General features: G+C 60.2%; 16 protein-coding genes. 7 read left to right on the forward strand and 9 right to left on the reverse strand.

Annotated features, from left to right (window positions below; genetic code table 11):
* Positions 1 to 35 precede the first annotated feature (35 nt).
* The 4 genes from EV561_RS23645 to EV561_RS23660 all read left to right on the forward strand — a co-directional run bounded on the left by EV561_RS23645 (position 36) and on the right by EV561_RS23660 (position 4185).
* A complete protein-coding gene (locus EV561_RS23645; RefSeq protein ID WP_132525044.1) occupies positions 36 to 374 on the forward strand; it encodes a carboxymuconolactone decarboxylase family protein in 339 nt (112 codons plus the stop codon).
* Positions 375 to 598: 224 nt separating this feature from the next.
* Complete coding sequence (locus EV561_RS23650; protein ID WP_207910580.1) at positions 599 to 1111, forward strand: DNA starvation/stationary phase protection protein; 513 nt, start codon at positions 599 to 601, stop codon at positions 1109 to 1111.
* A gap of 63 nt (positions 1112 to 1174) precedes the next feature.
* Complete coding sequence (locus tag EV561_RS23655) at positions 1175 to 2551, forward strand: FAD-containing oxidoreductase (protein ID WP_132525048.1); 1377 nt, start codon at positions 1175 to 1177, stop codon at positions 2549 to 2551.
* 98 nt (positions 2552 to 2649) lie between these two features.
* Complete coding sequence (locus EV561_RS23660; protein WP_245512867.1) at positions 2650 to 4185, forward strand: carboxypeptidase; 1536 nt, start codon at positions 2650 to 2652, stop codon at positions 4183 to 4185.
* A 12-nt stretch (positions 4186 to 4197) separates the two neighbouring features.
* Here EV561_RS23660 and EV561_RS23665 read toward each other — a convergent pair whose 3' ends face one another.
* The 3 genes from EV561_RS23665 to EV561_RS37285 form a co-directional block, all read right to left on the reverse strand.
* On the reverse strand, positions 4198 to 5715 hold the full coding sequence (locus EV561_RS23665; protein WP_245512870.1) for a mechanosensitive ion channel family protein: 1518 nt from the start codon (positions 5713 to 5715) through the stop codon (positions 4198 to 4200).
* 241 nt (positions 5716 to 5956) lie between these two features.
* On the reverse strand, positions 5957 to 6322 hold the full coding sequence (locus EV561_RS23670; RefSeq protein WP_132525054.1) for a DUF488 domain-containing protein: 366 nt from the start codon (positions 6320 to 6322) through the stop codon (positions 5957 to 5959).
* Positions 6323 to 6361: 39 nt separating this feature from the next.
* Positions 6362 to 6520 carry a hypothetical protein gene (locus EV561_RS37285; RefSeq protein WP_165927892.1) on the reverse strand — a complete coding sequence of 53 codons (159 nt, stop codon included), beginning with the start codon at positions 6518 to 6520 and terminating at the stop codon, positions 6362 to 6364.
* A 281-nt stretch (positions 6521 to 6801) separates the two neighbouring features.
* Between EV561_RS37285 and EV561_RS23675 the strand changes: the two genes are divergently transcribed.
* Positions 6802 to 8382: an aldehyde dehydrogenase (NADP(+)) gene (locus EV561_RS23675; protein ID WP_132525056.1), complete on the forward strand. Its 1581-nt coding sequence runs from the start codon at positions 6802 to 6804 to the stop codon at positions 8380 to 8382.
* 81 nt (positions 8383 to 8463) lie between these two features.
* Here EV561_RS23675 and EV561_RS23680 read toward each other — a convergent pair whose 3' ends face one another.
* The 3 genes from EV561_RS23680 to EV561_RS23690 form a co-directional block, all read right to left on the reverse strand.
* On the reverse strand, positions 8464 to 9384 hold the full coding sequence (locus tag EV561_RS23680; protein WP_132525058.1) for an AraC family transcriptional regulator: 921 nt from the start codon (positions 9382 to 9384) through the stop codon (positions 8464 to 8466).
* Complete coding sequence (locus tag EV561_RS23685; RefSeq protein WP_245512872.1) at positions 9378 to 10163, reverse strand: AraC family transcriptional regulator; 786 nt, start codon at positions 10161 to 10163, stop codon at positions 9378 to 9380. The genes EV561_RS23680 and EV561_RS23685 overlap by 7 nt, the downstream gene beginning before the upstream one ends.
* Before the next feature lie 458 nt (positions 10164 to 10621).
* Positions 10622 to 11428, reverse strand: coding sequence for an SDR family oxidoreductase (locus tag EV561_RS23690; RefSeq protein ID WP_132525062.1), 807 nt, complete (start codon positions 11426 to 11428; stop codon positions 10622 to 10624).
* Positions 11429 to 11549: 121 nt separating this feature from the next.
* On the opposite strand from EV561_RS23690, the gene EV561_RS23695 reads away from it, so the two are divergent.
* Positions 11550 to 12491 (forward strand): GlxA family transcriptional regulator, encoded by a 942-nt coding sequence (locus EV561_RS23695; RefSeq protein ID WP_132525064.1) that lies wholly within the window; start codon positions 11550 to 11552, stop codon positions 12489 to 12491.
* Here EV561_RS23695 and EV561_RS23700 read toward each other — a convergent pair.
* The 3 genes from EV561_RS23700 to EV561_RS23710 all read right to left on the reverse strand — a co-directional run bounded on the left by EV561_RS23700 (position 12488) and on the right by EV561_RS23710 (position 16727).
* Positions 12488 to 13735, reverse strand: a complete 1248-nt coding sequence (locus tag EV561_RS23700; RefSeq protein ID WP_132525066.1) for an adenylate/guanylate cyclase domain-containing protein — start codon at positions 13733 to 13735, stop codon at positions 12488 to 12490. The two genes, EV561_RS23695 and EV561_RS23700, sit on opposite strands and share 4 nt — an antisense overlap.
* A gap of 29 nt (positions 13736 to 13764) precedes the next feature.
* Positions 13765 to 15405 (reverse strand): MDR family MFS transporter, encoded by a 1641-nt coding sequence (locus EV561_RS23705; RefSeq protein ID WP_132525068.1) that lies wholly within the window; start codon positions 15403 to 15405, stop codon positions 13765 to 13767.
* 77 nt (positions 15406 to 15482) lie between these two features.
* Positions 15483 to 16727, reverse strand: a complete 1245-nt coding sequence (locus EV561_RS23710; RefSeq protein ID WP_132525070.1) for an HlyD family secretion protein — start codon at positions 16725 to 16727, stop codon at positions 15483 to 15485.
* 138 nt (positions 16728 to 16865) lie between these two features.
* On the opposite strand from EV561_RS23710, the gene EV561_RS23715 reads away from it, so the two are divergent.
* On the forward strand, positions 16866 to 17768 hold the full coding sequence (locus tag EV561_RS23715) for a LysR family transcriptional regulator (protein WP_132525071.1): 903 nt from the start codon (positions 16866 to 16868) through the stop codon (positions 17766 to 17768).
* Positions 17769 to 17820 lie beyond the last annotated feature (52 nt).

Raw genomic sequence — 17820 nt, forward strand, 5'->3', positions numbered from 1 at the left:
GCAATCACGCCGCGCCGGTAGCAAAGGAGAAAGTCATGTTGAACTGGAAGGAATACCGAACACAGCTTTTCGGTCGTATCGGCGAGATCGCTAAGGTCGCACCTGACACCGTCAAGGGCTACCAGGCGCTGTCGTCGGCCGGGCAGAAGACGAACCATCTGGACGCGAAGCAGCGTGAGCTGATCGCGCTCGGTGTCGCCGTGTCGCTGCGTTGTGACGGTTGTATCGTTGTTCACACGACCGAAGCCCTGAAGAACGGCGCGACGCGGGAAGAGATTGCCGAAGCACTGGGCGTTGCGATTTCGGTGAATGCTGGTGCTGCGCTTGTCTATTCCGCCCGTGTTTTCGATGCAGCCGATCAGATTTCGCAGTAACCGGGATTGGACGCTGTCATAAAATTTCTCTTCGCAACGTCCGAAGACCTTCAGAATCGTGTCCGACAAGCTGGCCGGGCACAAGACCGCGCCTATATGCATTTGGGGTTCACCCAAGGATTCGGCAGGAACAGCAAGTTCCTCCAAGCTTCATCCTCGGGACATCGTTTTGTGATTTTGAACGTTTTGGAAACGGCCGCATCAGCGGTCCTTGATAAGGATGGATGGACATGAGCAAAGACAATTCGCCCGCCCCGGATTTGGCCACGCCGACGGATTTGCGCCGCAACGACCGGTCGAAAGTGGCCGATGCCCTCAACGCCGTTCTCGCGGACAGCTTTGCCCTTTACCTCAAGACCAAGAATTTTCACTGGCATATCTCCGGACCGCATTTCCGTGACTATCATCTGATGCTGGACGACCAGGGCGCCGAAATCCTTGGCACGACGGACGATATCGCAGAACGCGTCCGCAAGATCGGCAGCACCACGCTGCGCTCGATCAAAGATATTTCCCGCCGCCAGAGCATTCGCGACAATGACGCGGAGTTTGTCGCGCCGGAAGCGATGCTCGCGGAATTGCGCGAGGACAATCTGCATCTCGTCGAAGGATTTCGTAAGGTCAAGGAACTGGCCGACGAAGCCAAGGACAATGCGACCAGCGGGATCGTCGATACCTGGACCGATCTTGCGGAGCGTCGGGCATGGTTCCTCTTCGAGGCAACACGCAAGTCCTGAACCGGCCTTTGAGACCAACGCCGGCATCCGCGATTTGATGCCGGCCATCAAGGGGGCTCGCGGATGAGCAGCAAATTCGATGCGATCGTTATAGGTGCAGGGCAGTCAGGTCCTTTCCTGGCTGCCCGTCTTGCCGCTGCCGGCAAGACGGTTGCGCTCGTCGAACGAAAATTCCTTGGCGGAACCTGCGTCAACGTCGGCTGCATGCCGACGAAGACCATGGTTGCCAGCGCTTATGCCGCCCATCTCGCCCGGCGCGCCTCGGACTACGGCGTGACGATCGGCGGCGATATCGGCATCGACATGAAGAAGGTCAAGGCGCGCAAGGACAAGGTTACCCTCGATGCCCGCCACGGTCTTGAAAGTTGGTTCGAGGGAATGAAGAACTGCACGGTCATATTTGGCCACGCATCCTTTGCTTCCCCTCACGAAATCGAGGTCGACGGGCAGAGGCTGACGGCGGATCAGATCTTTCTGAATGTCGGCGGCCGCGCCACTATCCCTGACATGCCCGGGATCGAGGATGTTCCCTATCTCACGAACAGCTCGATCCTCGCTCTCGATACCATTCCCGAACATCTCGTCGTTATCGGCGGCAGCTATATCGGCCTGGAATTCGGGCAGATGTTCCGTCGCTTCGGCGCGAAGGTGACTGTCGTCGAACGAAACGCCCGGCTTATCTCGAAAGAGGATAGTGACGTCTCCGAGGCGGTGCACGACATCCTGCGGCGTGAGGATATCGATATTCACGTCGGTGCCGGTTGCATCGGCTTCGAACGGCGTGGCAAGGACATTGCCGTGCTGATCGGCGGTGAGGGCAACGCCTCGGTCGTCGGTTCGCATGTGCTTCTCGCGGTGGGCCGGCGGCCCAATACCGACGATCTCGGTCTGGACAAGGCGGGCGTCGAGACCGATGAGCGCGGATACATCAAGGTCGACGACAAATTGCAGACGAATGTGCCCGGAATCTGGGCGCTCGGCGACTGCAACGGCAGAGGCGCGTTCACCCACACCTCCTACAATGATTTCGAAATTGCCGCCGCCAATCTGATCGATGGCGGCGATAGGCGCATCAGCGACCGTCATCCGGCCTATGCGCTCTATATCGACCCGCCGCTCGGCCGGGTGGGCATGACGGAAGCGGAGGTGCGGCGATCCGGGCGAAAGGCGCTCATCGGCACCCGACCGATGACCAAGGTCGGCCGGGCGGTAGAGAAGGGCGAAACGCTGGGCTTCATGAAGATCCTGGCAGATGCAGAAACAGGCGAAATCCTTGGCGCTTCCCTATTGGGAACCGGTGGTGACGAGGCCGTCCATGCGCTCATCGACGCCATCTATGCGAAGGCGACGACAGAGACGCTGAAGCGCGCTGTCCATATCCATCCGACCGTCTCGGAACTCATTCCGACTGTCATCGAAGGCATGCAGCCGCTCACCTGATCCGCTCGATCAATATCTGTTGAATTCTCTCACTATGGTGGTTGCGCTTACTATCGCGCAATCATGGTCCCGGACCGGGGCCGATGGAGGATGTGCCTGTGTTTCTTCGTAGCTTCGCCAAGGCCTTGACGATCGTTCTTTCTGTTGTCGCCGTCTCAGCGCCGGCAATCGCCCAGCAATCGGGCCAGGGGAGGGGTGGAGGAGCAGCAGGCAATAGCGGCGTTCTGTCCTTGCTGCCGCCGGACGCTGTCAGCGATCATGTGCTCAACATCGGCGACAAGACCATTCCCTACACGGCGACCGCCGGTACGCTTGACCTCTACGGGCAGGACGGGGAAAAGACGGCGGCCATCTTCTATACCGCCTATGTCGCGAAGAACCGCAGTCCCGACAGGCCGGTGACCTTCGTCTTCAATGGTGGCCCCGGAGCGGCCTCCGCCTTCCTCAATCTCGGCCTCGTCGGCCCGCGCGTGCTCGATTTTGGGCCGAGCGGACGGGATGGCGCGCAGGCCAAGCTGGTCGACAACCCGAATAGCTGGCTGCAATTCACGGATCTCGTCCTGATCGATCCGATCGGTACCGGCTGGAGCCGCACGATCAAGCCGGATGATGCTTCCAATTTCTATAGCGTGCGCGCCGACGCCGACAGTCTTGCCAAGGCCATCGCGCTCTATGTCGCCAACAATGGACGAGCTTCGTCGCCGAAATATATCCTCGGCGAAAGCTATGGCGGCCTCCGTTCGGCGAAGGTCGCGTCGTCCTTGCGCGAACAGCAAGGCATCCTTGTTTCCGGCATCGTCATGCTGTCGCCGCTGATCGAGGGATCGCTGGTCTTTGGTGGTGACCGGTTCGCGCTTGGCGCGGCGCTGCAGCTGCCGTCGCTGGCGGCGGCCGATCTCGAACGCCGCAATGTCTTCAGCGAAGAGGCCATCCAGGATGCGGAGAAATTCGCGCTCGGCGACTATCTGACGACGCTTGCCGGCGCCCCGCCGACGGGTGATGCAGCGGAAGCCTTCTACGGCAGGGTGTCGGAGCTGACGGGCATTCCGGTCGACGTTGTCGGAAAGGCCCGGGGTTTTATCGGCAATGCCTATGTCAAGAACTCGGTCGACGGCGGCAGCAAGGTCGTCAGCCCCTATGATGCCTCTTTCATCGCGCCGGACCCCTATCCGGAAAGTGCTTCCGATCGGGGTGACGATCCGATCCTTGATGGTTTCGTGCGGGCCTATGGCGGGGCCTTTGCGAGCTATGCGCATGATGAACTCGTCTTCAAGACCGCAATGACCTACACGCTGCTTTCCGGCGATGTGAATGGACACTGGAACTGGGGAGGCCGTGGCGGGGGCGGTCGCTCGGAGGCGAGCGGGACCGACGATATCAGGCAGCAGCTTGCGCTGGTTCCGTCGTTCCGGCTGCTGGTGGCGCAAGGCTACAGCGATCTGGTCATCCCTTTTGGGATCAATCGATACGTGCTCGATCACCTGCCGCCGGAGGCTGCCGGTCGTGTCGAGCTGAAGCTTTATCGCGGCGGCCACATGTTCTACACGCGGCCGAGTTCGCGCGCCGCATTTTCGGATGATGTGAAGGCTTTCTACACTTCGAATGCCGCATCTCCTCCGCCTCAATCGGAGTGAGCGCCGCTCCAATCAATCGTGCTGAAGCTGGAAGAGGTGGCGGATGCGCGAGGTAAGCGAACCGGGGTGGGCTCCATTGGTCAGTATGTCGCTATCGGCAAAGAGATGCCGCTCGGCGTCGATGCGACGAGACATGATCAATCCCAGTTCTTCGGCAATCGAAGGCCGGTCGCGAATGAGCGGTGCCAGGCAGGCTTCGCTGATCTCGTAGATGACGACGAAGGTCAGTGCTCGCAAGGTGCCGACCTCGCCCGCGCCCATCAGAACGCCGCCTTCGCCGAAATAGTCGCCTGGGGCGAGACGTCCCAGCTCGATCTGGCGGACACCTTCGCGGCGGCTGACGATGACCACGCCTGTGCGCACGATCATCAAGGATTTCAGCCGATCCTCCTGCTCCGCAATGACGCTGTCCTTATGGAAGGTCCGACGCGTCATGTTGTTTGCCAGCGTTTCCTTTTCGTCTTCTGTGAGTGACGAAAAGAGCGGGACGTTGCTAAGCAGCCGCCATGGCGTGCCCGGGTGTTGTGCCACGCTCCCATCTGCTTGTTGTTCCTGAGTTATTGCGCTGACCGAGCCGACGGGGTCGGCGAGTCTGAGGCTGGATGATTTCGTGTGGCGATAAATGAGATCGTATATCTCGTTCTTCGCCGCCGTGGTCATGGAAATGTCCTTGATGCGGCATGAAAGGGTCAGATGGATCGCCTGCCCGTCGATCGAGTCGATCATGACCGTCGGCTCGGGAAATTTGAGAATGGAGTTGCTGCTCAAAAGCACATTGCGCATCAAATCGGTGATGACGCGAGGGACCACGGTTGGCACGATCCTCACGCTGATCATCAGCCCGTGACTCTCATCGGGACTGCTAAGATTTGTCAGCCTTGCCTTGGCCAGTGCGCTATTGGGGATGACCACGAGATCGTTCGTGCCGTTCAAAAGATGCGTCGAGCGCCAGTTGGTCTCCACGATCCGGCCCTGGATATCATCATCGAGCACGACCCAGTCGCCGACGGTATAGGGGCGGTTAAGATTGAGGGCGATACCTGAGAAGACGTCGTTCAGAGTGCTCTGCAGCGCCAGACCGAGGATGATGGCGAAGACACCTGATGTTGCGATCAGCGTTCCGATTGGTACGCTGAAGACGTTCGAGACGATCGACAGAGTGGCGCCGAGATAGATAATTCCGACGACCAGATCCTGGACAAGGCGGCCTTCGCGCGGTTTGCGTTCCAAGATGAGGAAAATGCGCACGAAGGCGACGAGAACCCAGGCCCCGTTGACCCACCACACTATCTTGGCGAAGCCGACGAAAATCTTGCGCGCTATATCCGCCTCGACCGGGCTTGGCTCGTAGGGAATGATGCCGTTGTAAAGCAGGAGCACAGAGAGCGCGATGAAAAAGGCCGTCTGCCCGATGAGTCGCCCGGCCTGACGGCGGCGAAGCATGAGGCGGCTGATCAGCGTCCCCGCGACGATCAGCACGCAGAACTGAGCAATAGGATCTGCAAAGATCTTTAGCAATGAAGACGGCAACGTCGGTCGTTTCCTGTAGCTGACATGGGCGATCCCCGTCGAACGGCGGGTACACTGACATGAAGTCGACCTCAATTCCATCCCCGGCAAGGAGCTCGGAAGCGTGAAGCCGCCGCGCTAAAATACTGCGCACCGGGAACGAATGTCTCCTATCCGCTCGGATAGTTGTCCGAGACAAGAGGATGCCTCTTCAAAACCCATCTCGAGGGAAGCTTAGCCGAGTAATCGTTGGGGTAGGCCGTCAAGATCTGTGGTCGGTTGCCTGCAGATAATCTGCGAGGACGATGGCGTGGTTTCTGGCGGTATCATGGGTGGAGTAAAGCAGCGTTACCGGTCCTGCCGTCACGATTTCCCGCAACTGGTGAACGACATCAGGATTGGCGTCCAGCTCTGCTTTATAGCGCTGACGAAATTCCTTCTCGCGCTCTGGAAGGTGTCCGTACCATTTGCGCAACTCAGTGCTTGGCGCGATCTCCTTTAGCCACAGGCTCAGCGCCGCCTTGTCCTTGCTCACCCCGCGCGGCCATAGCCGATCGACCAGGATGCGCTGTCCGTCGGACGGGTCAACCGGATCGTAGATACGTTTGATCCAGATGTGACTTTTCATCCCGACCTCATCATCCGCTCCGTTGGCCAGACTAAACCGTCAGCTCTTCTTCTTGTCTTTCGATGACGTGAAATGCATGGAGGACATGGGGTCGCTTGCCGGAAAGGTCTCTTCAAGCGCCTCCTCCAGAAGGTCGTCCTGTTCCTTCTTCGGCTTTTCGGACGCTGTCTTGCCGGCTTTGTGTTCTGATTTTTCCATCGACCTGGAATCCTTTGTCGCCATCGTGGCGCTCCTCTTACCTTGGCTTGTAAGTGATGCTTCGATCACGCGATTGGTGGCATGGTCGCGCAATTGTCCCCCGATGTCGAGTGTCGAAGGTGGATTTCGGGGCATCCATGCCGTATCGCAAATACCCGGCAGCCGAGCTTGATTTTTTAGATGATGACTATCATCTTTATTATCTCATATCTGTCATCTCGGCTTGCTATCTCGTTTTGAAGGGTGCATTGCTCGCCCCTTGCTACAATCAGGGAATATCCATGACACAGTCTTTTGCGATTAACGGCGACTTGCTGATCGGCGCTGATTCTTCCGGCGACAATCGCTCCGTCCGCGCTATCAATCCTTCCACGGGTGCCAATCTGGAACCCGCCTTTGCCATCGCAACCGAGGCCGATGTCGCCCGCGCCTGTGCGCTCGCTGGCCAGGCTTTCGATACGTATCGCTCCATCAGCCTCGAAGCGCGGGCAACGTTCCTGGAGACGATTGCCAACAATATCATGGAGATCGGCGATGCGCTGATCCAGCGCGGCAATGAAGAAACCGGCCTGCCGGTAGCACGTCTCGAAGGCGAACGTGCCCGCACAGTCGGTCAGCTGCGTCTTTTCGCCCAGGTTGTTCGCGCCGGCGAATGGCTCGATCTTCGCGTCGATCCCGCACTCCCGGAACGTAAGCCGCTGCCGCGGGCGGACCTGCGCCTTCGCCAGATCCCGCTCGGGCCGGTTGCCGTCTTCGGCGCCAGCAATTTCCCGCTCGCCTTCTCTGTTGCCGGTGGTGACACGGCTTCGGCGCTTGCCGCCGGTTGCCCCGTCGTCGTCAAGGGCCATCTCGCTCATCCCGGCACGGGTGAACTCGTCGGCCGCGCCATCCGCGCTGCGGTCGTCGCCTGCGGCCTTCCGGAGGGCACGTTCTCGCTGCTCAACGGCGCCAATGAGACGGGTGCTGCTCTGGTACGCGATCACAATATCAAGGCGGTCGGCTTCACCGGCTCGCGCGGCGGCGGTATGGCGCTTGCTGCTATCGCAGCAGCCCGGCCGGAACCGATCCCGGTCTATGCTGAAATGAGCAGCATCAACCCGGTCTACCTGATGCCGGCTGCCCTTGCTGCCCGTGCCGAAGCGCTCGGCAAGGCCTTTGTCGGTTCGCTGACCATGGGCGCCGGCCAGTTCTGCACCAATCCGGGCCTGATGTTTGCGGTCGACGGTCCCGATCTCGATCGCTTCGTTGCCAGCGCGACCGGCACGATTTCCGAAAGCGCTCCGGCTCCGATGCTGACGCCGGGCATCCATGCTGCCTATGACAGGGGTGTTGCCGCACTTGCCGGCCATGAAGCCGTCAAGACGCTGGGCAAGGGTCTGCCGGCTGAAGGCGTCAACCGCAGCCCCGCAATCTTCTTCGAGACCGATGCGTCGCATTTCCTTGCCGACGAGAAGCTCGGAAACGAAGTCTTCGGCGCTAGCAGCTTGCTGGTGCGCTGCAAGGATGTCGACCAGATGATCGCGGTTGCCGAGAAGCTGGAAGGCCAGCTGACGGCAACGCTGCATATCGATGCAGGCGACTATGCCGATACGCGCAAGCTCATTCCGGTACTGGAACGCAAGGTCGGTCGCATCCTCGCCAATGGCTGGCCGACGGGTGTGGAAGTCAGCCATGCCATGGTGCATGGCGGCCCGTTCCCGGCAACTTCGGACAGCCGCACGACGTCGGTCGGCACGCTCGCCATTCGTCGGTACCTGCGTCCGGTGTCCTACCAGGACCTGCCGGCAGAGCTGCTGCCGCCGGAACTTGCCGGCGAAGGCCTTGAAAGCCTGCCGCATCTTCTGGACGGTGTTCGCAAGTAATTCTCTGAACCGACAGCAATGTCCGGAAACGCGGGTGGCCTCAGGGTCGCCCGCTTTTTTGTTGCTGGAGGTTTTTCCCGGTTATTCGCCATGTCCGAAGGAGGCGACACCCATGCGTTCTCTTCGCCAGGCTGCGGGGCTTGTCCCGACAAAACGGGTGAAGATGCGGGTCATGTGGCTCTGGCTGGCAAACCCGATGGCGGCGGCGATCTCAGGGATCGTCAGCGTCGATTTCAGCAGCAACCCTTTTGCCGCATCGACCCGGCGTTCTGTGAACCAGCGATGCGGCGGCTTACCGGTCGATTGGCGGAAGGCGCGGGCGAAATGGCTGTTCGAGAGACCGCAATCGCGGGCCAGATCATCAATCGATACGCCGTCTCGTAGATTTGCCGCGATGGCTTCCTGTGCCCGGCGCAACTGCCAGGCCGCGAGACCGCCTCGTTTCGAGGAGACGGTAATGCCGCTGCCATAGTGCTGCAGCAGGTGCGTCTGTAGGGCCAGCGTTATGTAATCGACAAAGAGCGAGCTGGCATGTTCCGTTCCGTTGAAGGCCGGCGCGAGGCAATCGAGCAGGTGCCGGACGATCGGATCGTCGGTTCCAGGGTCCATCCTCAGCCACATATGGCGCGCGTCGACGCCCTCTGCGAACTGCTTCAGCGCAGTGAAGGGCAGATAGAGGCGCGTTGCGTTGAAGCCGTTCTCGAAGAAGGCTGCAGGCGGTACGGTCAGATCCCAGAGGCAGATCGTGCCCTTGCCGATCGTGTGGCGCTGCGGCGTGCGTGCTGAATCTATGCGCACGTTGAAGGTGGAATAGTCGAGATGGTTGAGCGGCAGGGCGTAGGCTGCTTCTCCCGGCACGGCTTTCAACGTCAGTTGCGGGGAATCTACGTGCAGGCGAGAGATGGTGATGGGGTTGCTGCCTGATACATGCGAGATCAGCGTCGGGGGATTTTTGACGCTGTATCGCCGCTGAAGAAGGGCGCCCTGTCCGCTGGTCAGCACGGATCGGCTTCCTGCCCGACGGCTGCAGCCATCCGCGGCGTTTGCGTGATCTGCGTTTCGCGCCACCGGCCGGGTGTCATGCCCGTGGTCTGCGAAAAGACGCGGGTAAGATGGCTCTGGTCGGAGAAGCCGCACATTACGGCTATTTCAGCCAGCGGCGCGCCAGTCAGCATCAGTTCCTTGGCCCGATCGACCCGGCGCTGCATCAGCCAGCGATGGGGCGGGGTGCCGGTGCTGCGGGCAAAGGCGCGGGCGAAATGGCTGGTGGAAAGCCCGCAGTCGCTGGCAAGCTGCGCCAGGGAAACCTCCTGATCAAGCCGCGCATCGATCGTGTCGCGAGCGCGGCGCAGCTGCCACGGCGTAAGACCGCCAACGATCGCCAGCGGGGAAATGCTGATCCCGCCATAGCGCTGGACCAGGTGCGTATTGAAGGCCTTGCCGATATAGTCGAGAAACCTGGAATTCATCCGGTCGGGCTTTCCAACGACAGGTATCAGGCAAGACAGAAGATTTTCTACTACCGTGTCGCCGGTTGCCGAACCCGGTCCGAGAGCCGGTGCCGTGATACGATCGACACCCAGCTTGTCGGTGATCTCGTCAAATGCCTGCCGCGGCAAATAGAGGTGCGCATCCTCTCCTGCATCAATCGGATATTTGGTTTCGTCCAACATCAACATTAAAAGGCTGATCATGCCGTAGGGAAAGGGTATGACGGGCACGAAACGCTCTATCATCCTCACCCGCTCCATCGGCGGGTCCTGGCGTTGCAATCCCAGCATGACACCGATTTCGCGGCTTCTTTCCGGATCTCCATCCGGCCCGGGACATTCCAAGTCGTTTGCGTGCAGATTGACCCCGCTTTTCAGCAAAGCGGTTTTCAATGCACACGCAGGTGTGCTCAAGCGGAAATAGTTGTCGGGTCGAATTCCACGCATCGTCGCAAGCCCCACATCCTGCCCACAATGGATCGCCGATCACGCTTCGATGGCGCCCCCTCGAATACTATCTCGTCAGCCACTCTCCGATTTTTCGACGGCTACCAACTTTTTATAACAGCTACCAGACGTCAATGTGGGTTAGTGTCGGTTTTAGTCAAATTGCGATCGAAATCTGCAATCCATCATGTAGAGCAGGCTTATCTACTCCGGATTTTGAGGGGCAATACTGGGTATATCGCAAATGCGAAGGCGCCCGCATTTGCGGGCGCCGAATTGTTTGTAATATAAGCTTATTTTATTCAGGCGGCCGGACCGACATGATAGCGATCGGCCGGCTTGGTGCGCGAAAGGTTCGGCATCATCGCCTGACGGGCGCTTTCATAGGCCTGCCATTGCGCATAGTCCGGCAAGGCCGGAATGGTCGCGAGTTCGCCCTGATCGAAGCCCGCCAAGGCGGCATCCACCATGTCCTCGGCCGACATGACGATTTCGGTTGGCAGATGCTCGACCGGCGTACCGGCGATGCCCCAGAAATCGGTGGCGGTCGCGCCGGGCATAACGGCCTGGATATTGATGTTCTTGTCGGCAAGTTCATGCTTCAGCGACTGGCTGAAGGCGAGAACGAAGGCCTTGGAACCGCCATAGACCCCGTTCAGTATTTCGGGAGCAACGGCGACGATCGAGGCGATATTGATGATGGCGCCGCCGCCACGAGCGACGAGGCCAGGCACGACAGCGTAGGTGAGCCGGGTCAGGGCCACGACGTTGAGATTGATCATCTGCTCCATCTTGTCGATATCAGAGCCGAGGAGCGGTGCCGTCCCGCCGACGCCGGCATTGTTGACCAGCAAAGTGATGCTGGCGTCGCTGCGCAGAACTTCCTCGACGCGGGCAAGATCAGCCTTGTCGTTGAGGTCGGCAGCGATGGCTTCGATGGTCCGGCCGGTTTCGGCAGTCAGGCGAGAGGCCAGATCCTGAAGGCGATCGCGATTGCGGGCGACGAGGATCAGGTCATAGCCGCGCTTGGCAAGACGGTGGGCATAGACAGCGCCAATGCCTGTCGAAGCGCCGGTGATGAGGGCAGTGCCTTTGGATTGCGTGGTCATTGTTTCTCTCCTTTTCGGTGGCGCGGCGTCATGCCGTTCGCTTGAGGAGGGTTATAGCGCTGCTTGTTTGCGTCCCAAATGTCATATATACCACCTTTTAGGACATAGGGAGATTTCGGTCATGCAACGCATCGCCTTCCTGCTCTATCCCGGTTTCCAGGTGATGAGCCTTGCGGCAATCTCGGCCTTCGAATTCGCCAATCTGGAGATCGGGGAGGATCACTACGAGATCATCTACGTCTCGGAGACCGGCGGCCCGATCACGAGTTCGATCGGCATGACGGTCGATACCCGGGCCTTCCATGAGCCGGATTTCGATACATTGGCTGTTTCGGGGGCTCCCGGCATAGCGGTGCCAACTCCGGGCGAGCAACGGTATGTGCAGGAAGCGTTGACAAGATCACGGCGCGTTGCCTCGATTTGTACCGGCGCGTTCGTGCTCGCAGAGGCGGGCGTGCTTGATGGACGCAGAGCAACAACGCATTGGTCCGTGGCGCGCGAACTGCAGGTACGGTATCCGAAGATCAAGATGGAAGAGGATCGCATCTTCATCATCGACGGTTCTGTCTGGACGTCAGCCGGCATGACAGCGGGTGTCGATCTGGCGCTTGCGATGGTGGAAAAAGATCTGGGCGCCGATGTCGCGCGGGCTGTGGCAAAGAAGCTCGTCGTCTATCATCGCCGCGCCGGAGGCCAGTCGCAATTTTCGGCGCTGCTTGACATGGAGCCGAAGTCGGACCGGATACAGAGTGCGCTGACCTATGCCAAACGCAACCTTCATACTACGCTTTCGGTGGAGCAGCTTGCCGATGTTGCCCATCTCAGCCCCCGGCAATTCAGCCGTGCCTTTCGCGAAGAAACCGGGCAATCTCCGGCAAAGGCGGTCGAGACCCTGAGGGTCGAAGCAGCGCGGCTGATGATGGAAGACGGAAGGCATCCGATCGATGTGGTGGCGCGAGAAACGGGCTTTGCCGACCGGGAGCGTATGCGCCGCGCCTTCCTGCGCGCCTTCGGACAACCACCCCAGGCGATCCGGCGCAATGCGCGCGGGGCTGAGCTTTAGGTATCCTTCTCTTCCAAGGGAGAGGGAGTGATTGCAAACAGCTCCACTTTCTCCTTGAAGCCTTTCAGTCTGCGGTAGCCGATCGAGACGGTTTCCACCTCGAGCAAATCCGCGACCTCTTGCGACATCAGCAAGGGATCGCCGGTTTCGCTGCAGACGCCCTGGATGCGGCTGACGAGATTGACGTCGGGGCCGACGATGGTGAAATCCAGGCGGCGCCCGGAGCCGATGTTGCCGTAGCTGACTTCGCCATAGTGCAACGCGATGCCAGCCTGCAATTGGGTGTCGGGAAAGCGCAAGCCATCGATGCGGCCGAGAATATCCCTTGCAGCTTTGAAAGCCGCGCGGGCAGACCGCGCGGCATCATAGCCGGGAAAGACGGCGAGGACCGCGTCGCCCATGAATTTCAGGACCTCGCCGCCACGATGGGTGATCGCAGGCACGACGGCATCGAAATAGACGTTCAGCAATTCCAGCACGCGCTCGCTCGGCAGGGCGTTGGACAGCTCGGTGAAGTGGCGCAGGTCGCAGAGCATCAACGCTGCTTCCATCGTCTCGATTTCGCCAGTGCGGATGCGACCGGCGAGAATTCGTTGCGCCGTCATCGGGCCGACATAGGTGTCGAGCAGGCTGAGCTCGACCTGGCGCAGGGTTCTGAGCTCGCAGACGTTGCGCAGTGACGGCATGATCCGCTCGATCACCTGTCGCTCCGCCGGTGTAAAGCCGCCGCGGCGTCGTGTGCCGAAGGACGCGGCGCTGACCGGACCATCGGCATTGCAGAGCGGGACGACCATCAGTTCGACGAGATCACGGCCGGCGAATGTGTCGAGCTGCTCCCATTGATCGCCGTTATCCGTGCGGTCGGCAATGACTGTTTGCCGGGCGGACATCGCCTTCCAGAGCGCACTCTTGGCGAAAAGGGGAGAAACATCGCCGTATTCGCGATCCCGGATCTGGATCGGTTCGTTCGGCGCCCAGGCGATGGAGCGGCCGATGATTTCCGGATGCAGGGTCCGGAGATGCAGCGCGAGGCGGTCGAGGGGTAGCCCGATGGCCTGAAGCCGGCGGCCAAGTCCGAAGATCAAATCGGCTTCGTCAAGCGCGTGCGCTTCATCTCCGGAGAGCCATTCGATCAGCGCGAGTATGGCGGCCGGGCTGACGGCACCGCGCCCGGGGCTGAAGTCTTCGATTTCGGCAATGTCAGTCGGCAGGGATCGGGCAGAGCGAAGGTCGGCGGGCGTCATGATCGTAACTCCTCATTGGAGGGCGACGCCTAGTGGGCGCCGCCTCCATCCACATGGCCGGGTTTCTTGAGCAACAGGCTGGCAACGAGAGCGGCAACGAGTGCCACGCCGAGGAAATAGAACGTATCGCTGAAGGCCATGATATTGGCCTGTTCGCGAACGCGGCCGGCGACGGCGATGACCGCCTTGTGCTGGGCGGCGGCCTGGTCAGTGACGCCATGGTTCATGAAATAATTGGTCAGCTGGGCGATGCGGGTGCGGGTGGCTTCCTCGAAGGTCGAGACCGAATTGGTCAGGATGTTCGAATGGAACTGCTCGCGTTTCTGCTGGAAGGTTTGCAGCATCGCGATCCCGACCGCGCCGCCGAGGTTGCGCATCATGTTGAAGAGCGACGAGGCGGAGCCTGCATTTTCCCTTTCGATGCCCGCAGTCGCAACGGCAGTCAGCGGGGTAAACGCAAGGGCCTGGCCGATGGCGCGGACGATGTTCGGCCAGAAGAGCTGGTCGCTGGCATAATCTGCCGTCATGTAGACATTCATGAAGTTGCTGGCGGCGAAGAGGGCGAAGCCGGCGATGATCAGAATGCGGACGTCGAAGCGCTTCATCAGGCGCGGGACAAGCGGGATCAGCAGCAACTGCGGAATACCGGTCCAGGCGAGCACCATGCCGATCTGCTCGGAATTATAGCCCTGGATGCGGGTCAGGTAGATCGGCAGGATGAAGACCGAGCCATAAAGCGCGATACCCATCAGGAAGTTGGCGACGATGCCGAAGCCGAAGTTGCGGCGGACCAGCAGGCGCAGGTTCAGCAGGGGGTGCGCGGTCTTCAGCTCGATGATCAGGAAAAGGGTGAGCGAAACGGCAGCGATGACGGACAGGCGGAGGATGAAGGGCGAGCCGAACCAGTCGTCCTTGTTGCCCTCTTCGAGCACCGTTTGCAGCGAAGCAAGCCCGATCGCCATGGTGAAGATGCCGGGCCAGTCGCCCTTGGCGAGCAAGCCGAGGTTCATCGGCGCGCTTTCCAGGGAGAACCACAGCATGCCGACCATGATCGCGCCGGGAACCAGGTTGACGTAGAAGATGTATTCCCAACCCCAGTTTTCAGTCAGGTAACCGCCGATGGTCGGGCCGATGGCTGGCGCGAAGGTGGCGGACAGGGCAAAGAGCGCAAGGCCGATCGACTGCTTGGCCTTGGGCAGCATGGTGATGATGATGGTGAAAGCCATCGGGATCAGCACGCCGCCGGAAAAGCCCTGGATGGCGCGCAGCACGATCATCTGCTGCAGGTTTGCGGCAAAGGCGCAGGCGACCGAGAAGACCAGGAAGAGGATGGCGTTGGCCAGCAGGTAGGTACGGACCGAAAAGACGCGAGCGAGCCAGCCGGTCAGCGGAATGACGACGATTTCGGCGATGAGATAGGAGGTCGAGATCCAACCGCCGTCATCGGTGCCTGCGCCGATCGCGCCCTGGATATCGGCGAGCGAGGCGTTGACGATCTGGATGTTGAGGACGGCCATGAACGCGCCGAGCGTGGAGCCGATGACGGCGATCCACATCTTCAGGCCGCTGGCGCCATGCATTTCCGTTGCCGCGGGGGTTGCCTTCACATTCGTTCTTTGGGCAGGCGCTGCAACAATGTTGCTGTTTGCTGCGGGTTGAAAGGTGGCCATGACAGTTCTCCTTCTGGCTCTTGAGAAGACATTCTCACGAGCCACGGCCGGCGATAATTGTGAAAGGAAGGGAAGGATCATCCAGCGTGGCTGGATAATCCTTCTTCATGGTTTTCGGCGTCTGCTGACGCCTTCGGATTGCGGTCGTTCGAAAACACGGCGGCCTTGGTATCGATGTCGGGCTCGACCGACATGCCGGAGCGCAGCAGGCCGGCGAGGCTGGGATCGTCGAAGGTTATCTTCACAGGGATGCGCTGGACGATCTTGGTGAAGTTGCCGGTGGCGTTGTCAGGGGGCAGCAGCGAGAATTCCAGGCCGCTTGCCGGCGATATGCTATCGACATGGCCCTTGATGGCAGCATCCGGGAAGCTGTCGACCTTGATCTCGACCTCTTGGCCGGGGCGGACATAGGTGAGCTGCGTTTCCTTGAAATTGGCGACGACATAGACGGCGTTCAGCGGAACCACGGCCATCAGCTGGGTGCCTGCGGTGACGTACTGGCCGACACGAAGCGTGCGGGCACCTACGGTTCCATCGACGGGTGCTACAATCTGGGTATAGGAGACGTTCAGCTCGGCCTGATGGGCAGCCGCGGTACTGTGGTCGCGCTCCGCCAGGGCTTGATCGCGCTGAGTTTGAAGCACGGGGATTTTCTTCTGCTCGGCGACGAGGGCTGCCTGATCACGCTGGAGCTGCGCCGCGGCCTGGTCGCGGGCCGAGACGGATTGTTGGGCGCGCTGGGTCGTGCTTGCGCCTGATTGAATGAGGTTCTGGAAACGGTCGTTATCGGCTTCGGCAAATTTCAGCGATGCTTCCGAGGCCGCTATCGTGGCCTTTGCCTGGTCGATGACCGATTGTTGCAGGGCGATCTGCGCATCGAGATTGGTGATGGCGGCATTCGACGCCTTGAGGCTGGCAAGGGCCTGGGAGAGCGCTGCCTGATAATCGCGGTCGTCGATACGGGCGAGTACCTGGCCGGCCCTGACGTGTTCGTTGTCCTTGACCAGCACGTCGGCGATATAGCCGGAAACCTTCGGTGCGATCGTGGTGTAGTCGGCCTTCACATAGGCATCGTCGGTGGATTCGATGAAGCGACCCGTCGTCCAGTAGTGATAGCCGAAATCTGCACCGAAGGCGACGCCGGCGAGCAGGACGGCTGCGATGACGCTGCGTTTGACGATCTTGCGACCAGCCTTCTTGGAAGCCTCGGCGGCAGGCGCCGTTGGGGCATCCGTCGCGGGGGCGGCTGGAGCTTCGGAAACCTTTGCAACTTCGGTCTGTCGCGCCGTTTCAAAAGCGTCTTTGCGGGGCAATTCAACCATGGTCCTTCTCCTTCGATCTGGGCTTCACCGCGTGAAGCCCGATGTGTCGTTGGGAGGAAAATGCCTCATGGCACGCCAAGTGATAATCTGCTTAAATCGGGAAAGATCATCAACCGAGAGCGGATAATCGGAGCAAGCATGGATAGGCTGACGAGCCTGACAGTCTTCGGGCGGGTCGTGGAATGCGGTGGTTTTTCCGCTGCGGCGAGGCGGCTCAACATGTCGGTCACCATGGTCGGCAACCATGTGCAATCGCTGGAAGATCGGCTCGGAGTCCGGCTTCTCAACCGCACGACGCGCAAGGTTAGCCTAACGGAGTCAGGCAAATATTACTACGAGCGCTCAAGCCAGATTCTCGCCGATCTCGACGAGGCCGATACGGCAGTCGGCGCGCTGACGACAACGCCGCGAGGCACGCTAAGGATCTTTACCAGCACGGCGATCATTCGCTTCCTGTCGCCTGTCGTATCGGAATATCTCAGTCTCTACCCCTCCGTCTCGATCGATCTGAATATTGGGGAGCGCATGGTTGATCTCGTCGAGGAAGGCTATGACCTTGCCATCAGCGCGGTACCGCTGCCGGACAACAGCCTCATCTCCCGACGCCTGACGCCGTGGCGACACGCATTGGCCTGTTCGCCTGCCTATCTCGAAGCGCATCAGCCGCCCTCGGTGCCTGCAGATATAGGGACGCATAATTGCTTGCGCTACGCCTATTATCCCTATGGCGACGAGTGGCGTTTCTTCGATCCGAACGGAGAACAGGTCAGCGTCAGGGTCGCCGGCAATATCGTGACGACCAGCGCAGAGACGCTGCGCTACATGGCGCTCAACGCGCAAGGTATCCTTCTGGCGCCAAGCTTCGTTATCGTGGACGATCTGGCGGCCGGCAAACTGGTGCGGTTGCTGCCGGACTACAAGCCGGCGGAATTCAACATCAGCGCGATTTATCCGAACCGCGCGCATCTGCCGACCAAGACGCGGCTTTTCATCGATCTGGCGGCGGAGCGCTTCGCAGAACACCGCAGGTGGATGAGCTGATTTCGCATTTTCAGCCCGTGCGCGAGCCCGGACGCGTTTTCGGCTCGCTTCA

The sequence above is a fragment of the Rhizobium sp. BK376 genome (assembly GCF_004341625.1).
GTDB lineage: Bacteria > Pseudomonadota > Alphaproteobacteria > Rhizobiales > Rhizobiaceae > Rhizobium.

Bases quoted from the DNA above. Each gene is read 5' to 3' on its own strand.
- EV561_RS23705 (WP_132525068.1), bottom strand. From the start codon at position 15,405: ATGGCCACCTTTCAACCCGCAGCAAACAGCAACATTGTTGCAGCGCCT.
- EV561_RS23710 (WP_132525070.1), bottom strand. From the start codon at position 16,727: ATGGTTGAATTGCCCCGCAAAGACGCTTTTGAAACGGCGCGACAGACC.
- EV561_RS23685 (WP_245512872.1), bottom strand. From the start codon at position 10,163: ATGCTGGGATTGCAACGCCAGGACCCGCCGATGGAGCGGGTGAGGATG.
- EV561_RS23700 (WP_132525066.1), bottom strand. From the start codon at position 13,735: ATGACGCCCGCCGACCTTCGCTCTGCCCGATCCCTGCCGACTGACATT.
- EV561_RS23650 (WP_207910580.1), top strand. From the start codon at position 599: ATGGACATGAGCAAAGACAATTCGCCCGCCCCGGATTTGGCCACGCCG.
- EV561_RS23715 (WP_132525071.1), top strand. From the start codon at position 16,866: ATGGATAGGCTGACGAGCCTGACAGTCTTCGGGCGGGTCGTGGAATGC.
- EV561_RS23645 (WP_132525044.1), top strand. From the start codon at position 36: ATGTTGAACTGGAAGGAATACCGAACACAGCTTTTCGGTCGTATCGGC.
- EV561_RS23655 (WP_132525048.1), top strand. From the start codon at position 1,175: ATGAGCAGCAAATTCGATGCGATCGTTATAGGTGCAGGGCAGTCAGGT.
- EV561_RS23690 (WP_132525062.1), bottom strand. From the start codon at position 11,428: ATGACCACGCAATCCAAAGGCACTGCCCTCATCACCGGCGCTTCGACA.
- EV561_RS23695 (WP_132525064.1), top strand. From the start codon at position 11,550: ATGCAACGCATCGCCTTCCTGCTCTATCCCGGTTTCCAGGTGATGAGC.
- EV561_RS37285 (WP_165927892.1), bottom strand. From the start codon at position 6,520: ATGGAAAAATCAGAACACAAAGCCGGCAAGACAGCGTCCGAAAAGCCG.
- EV561_RS23675 (WP_132525056.1), top strand. From the start codon at position 6,802: ATGACACAGTCTTTTGCGATTAACGGCGACTTGCTGATCGGCGCTGAT.
- EV561_RS23670 (WP_132525054.1), bottom strand. From the start codon at position 6,322: ATGAAAAGTCACATCTGGATCAAACGTATCTACGATCCGGTTGACCCG.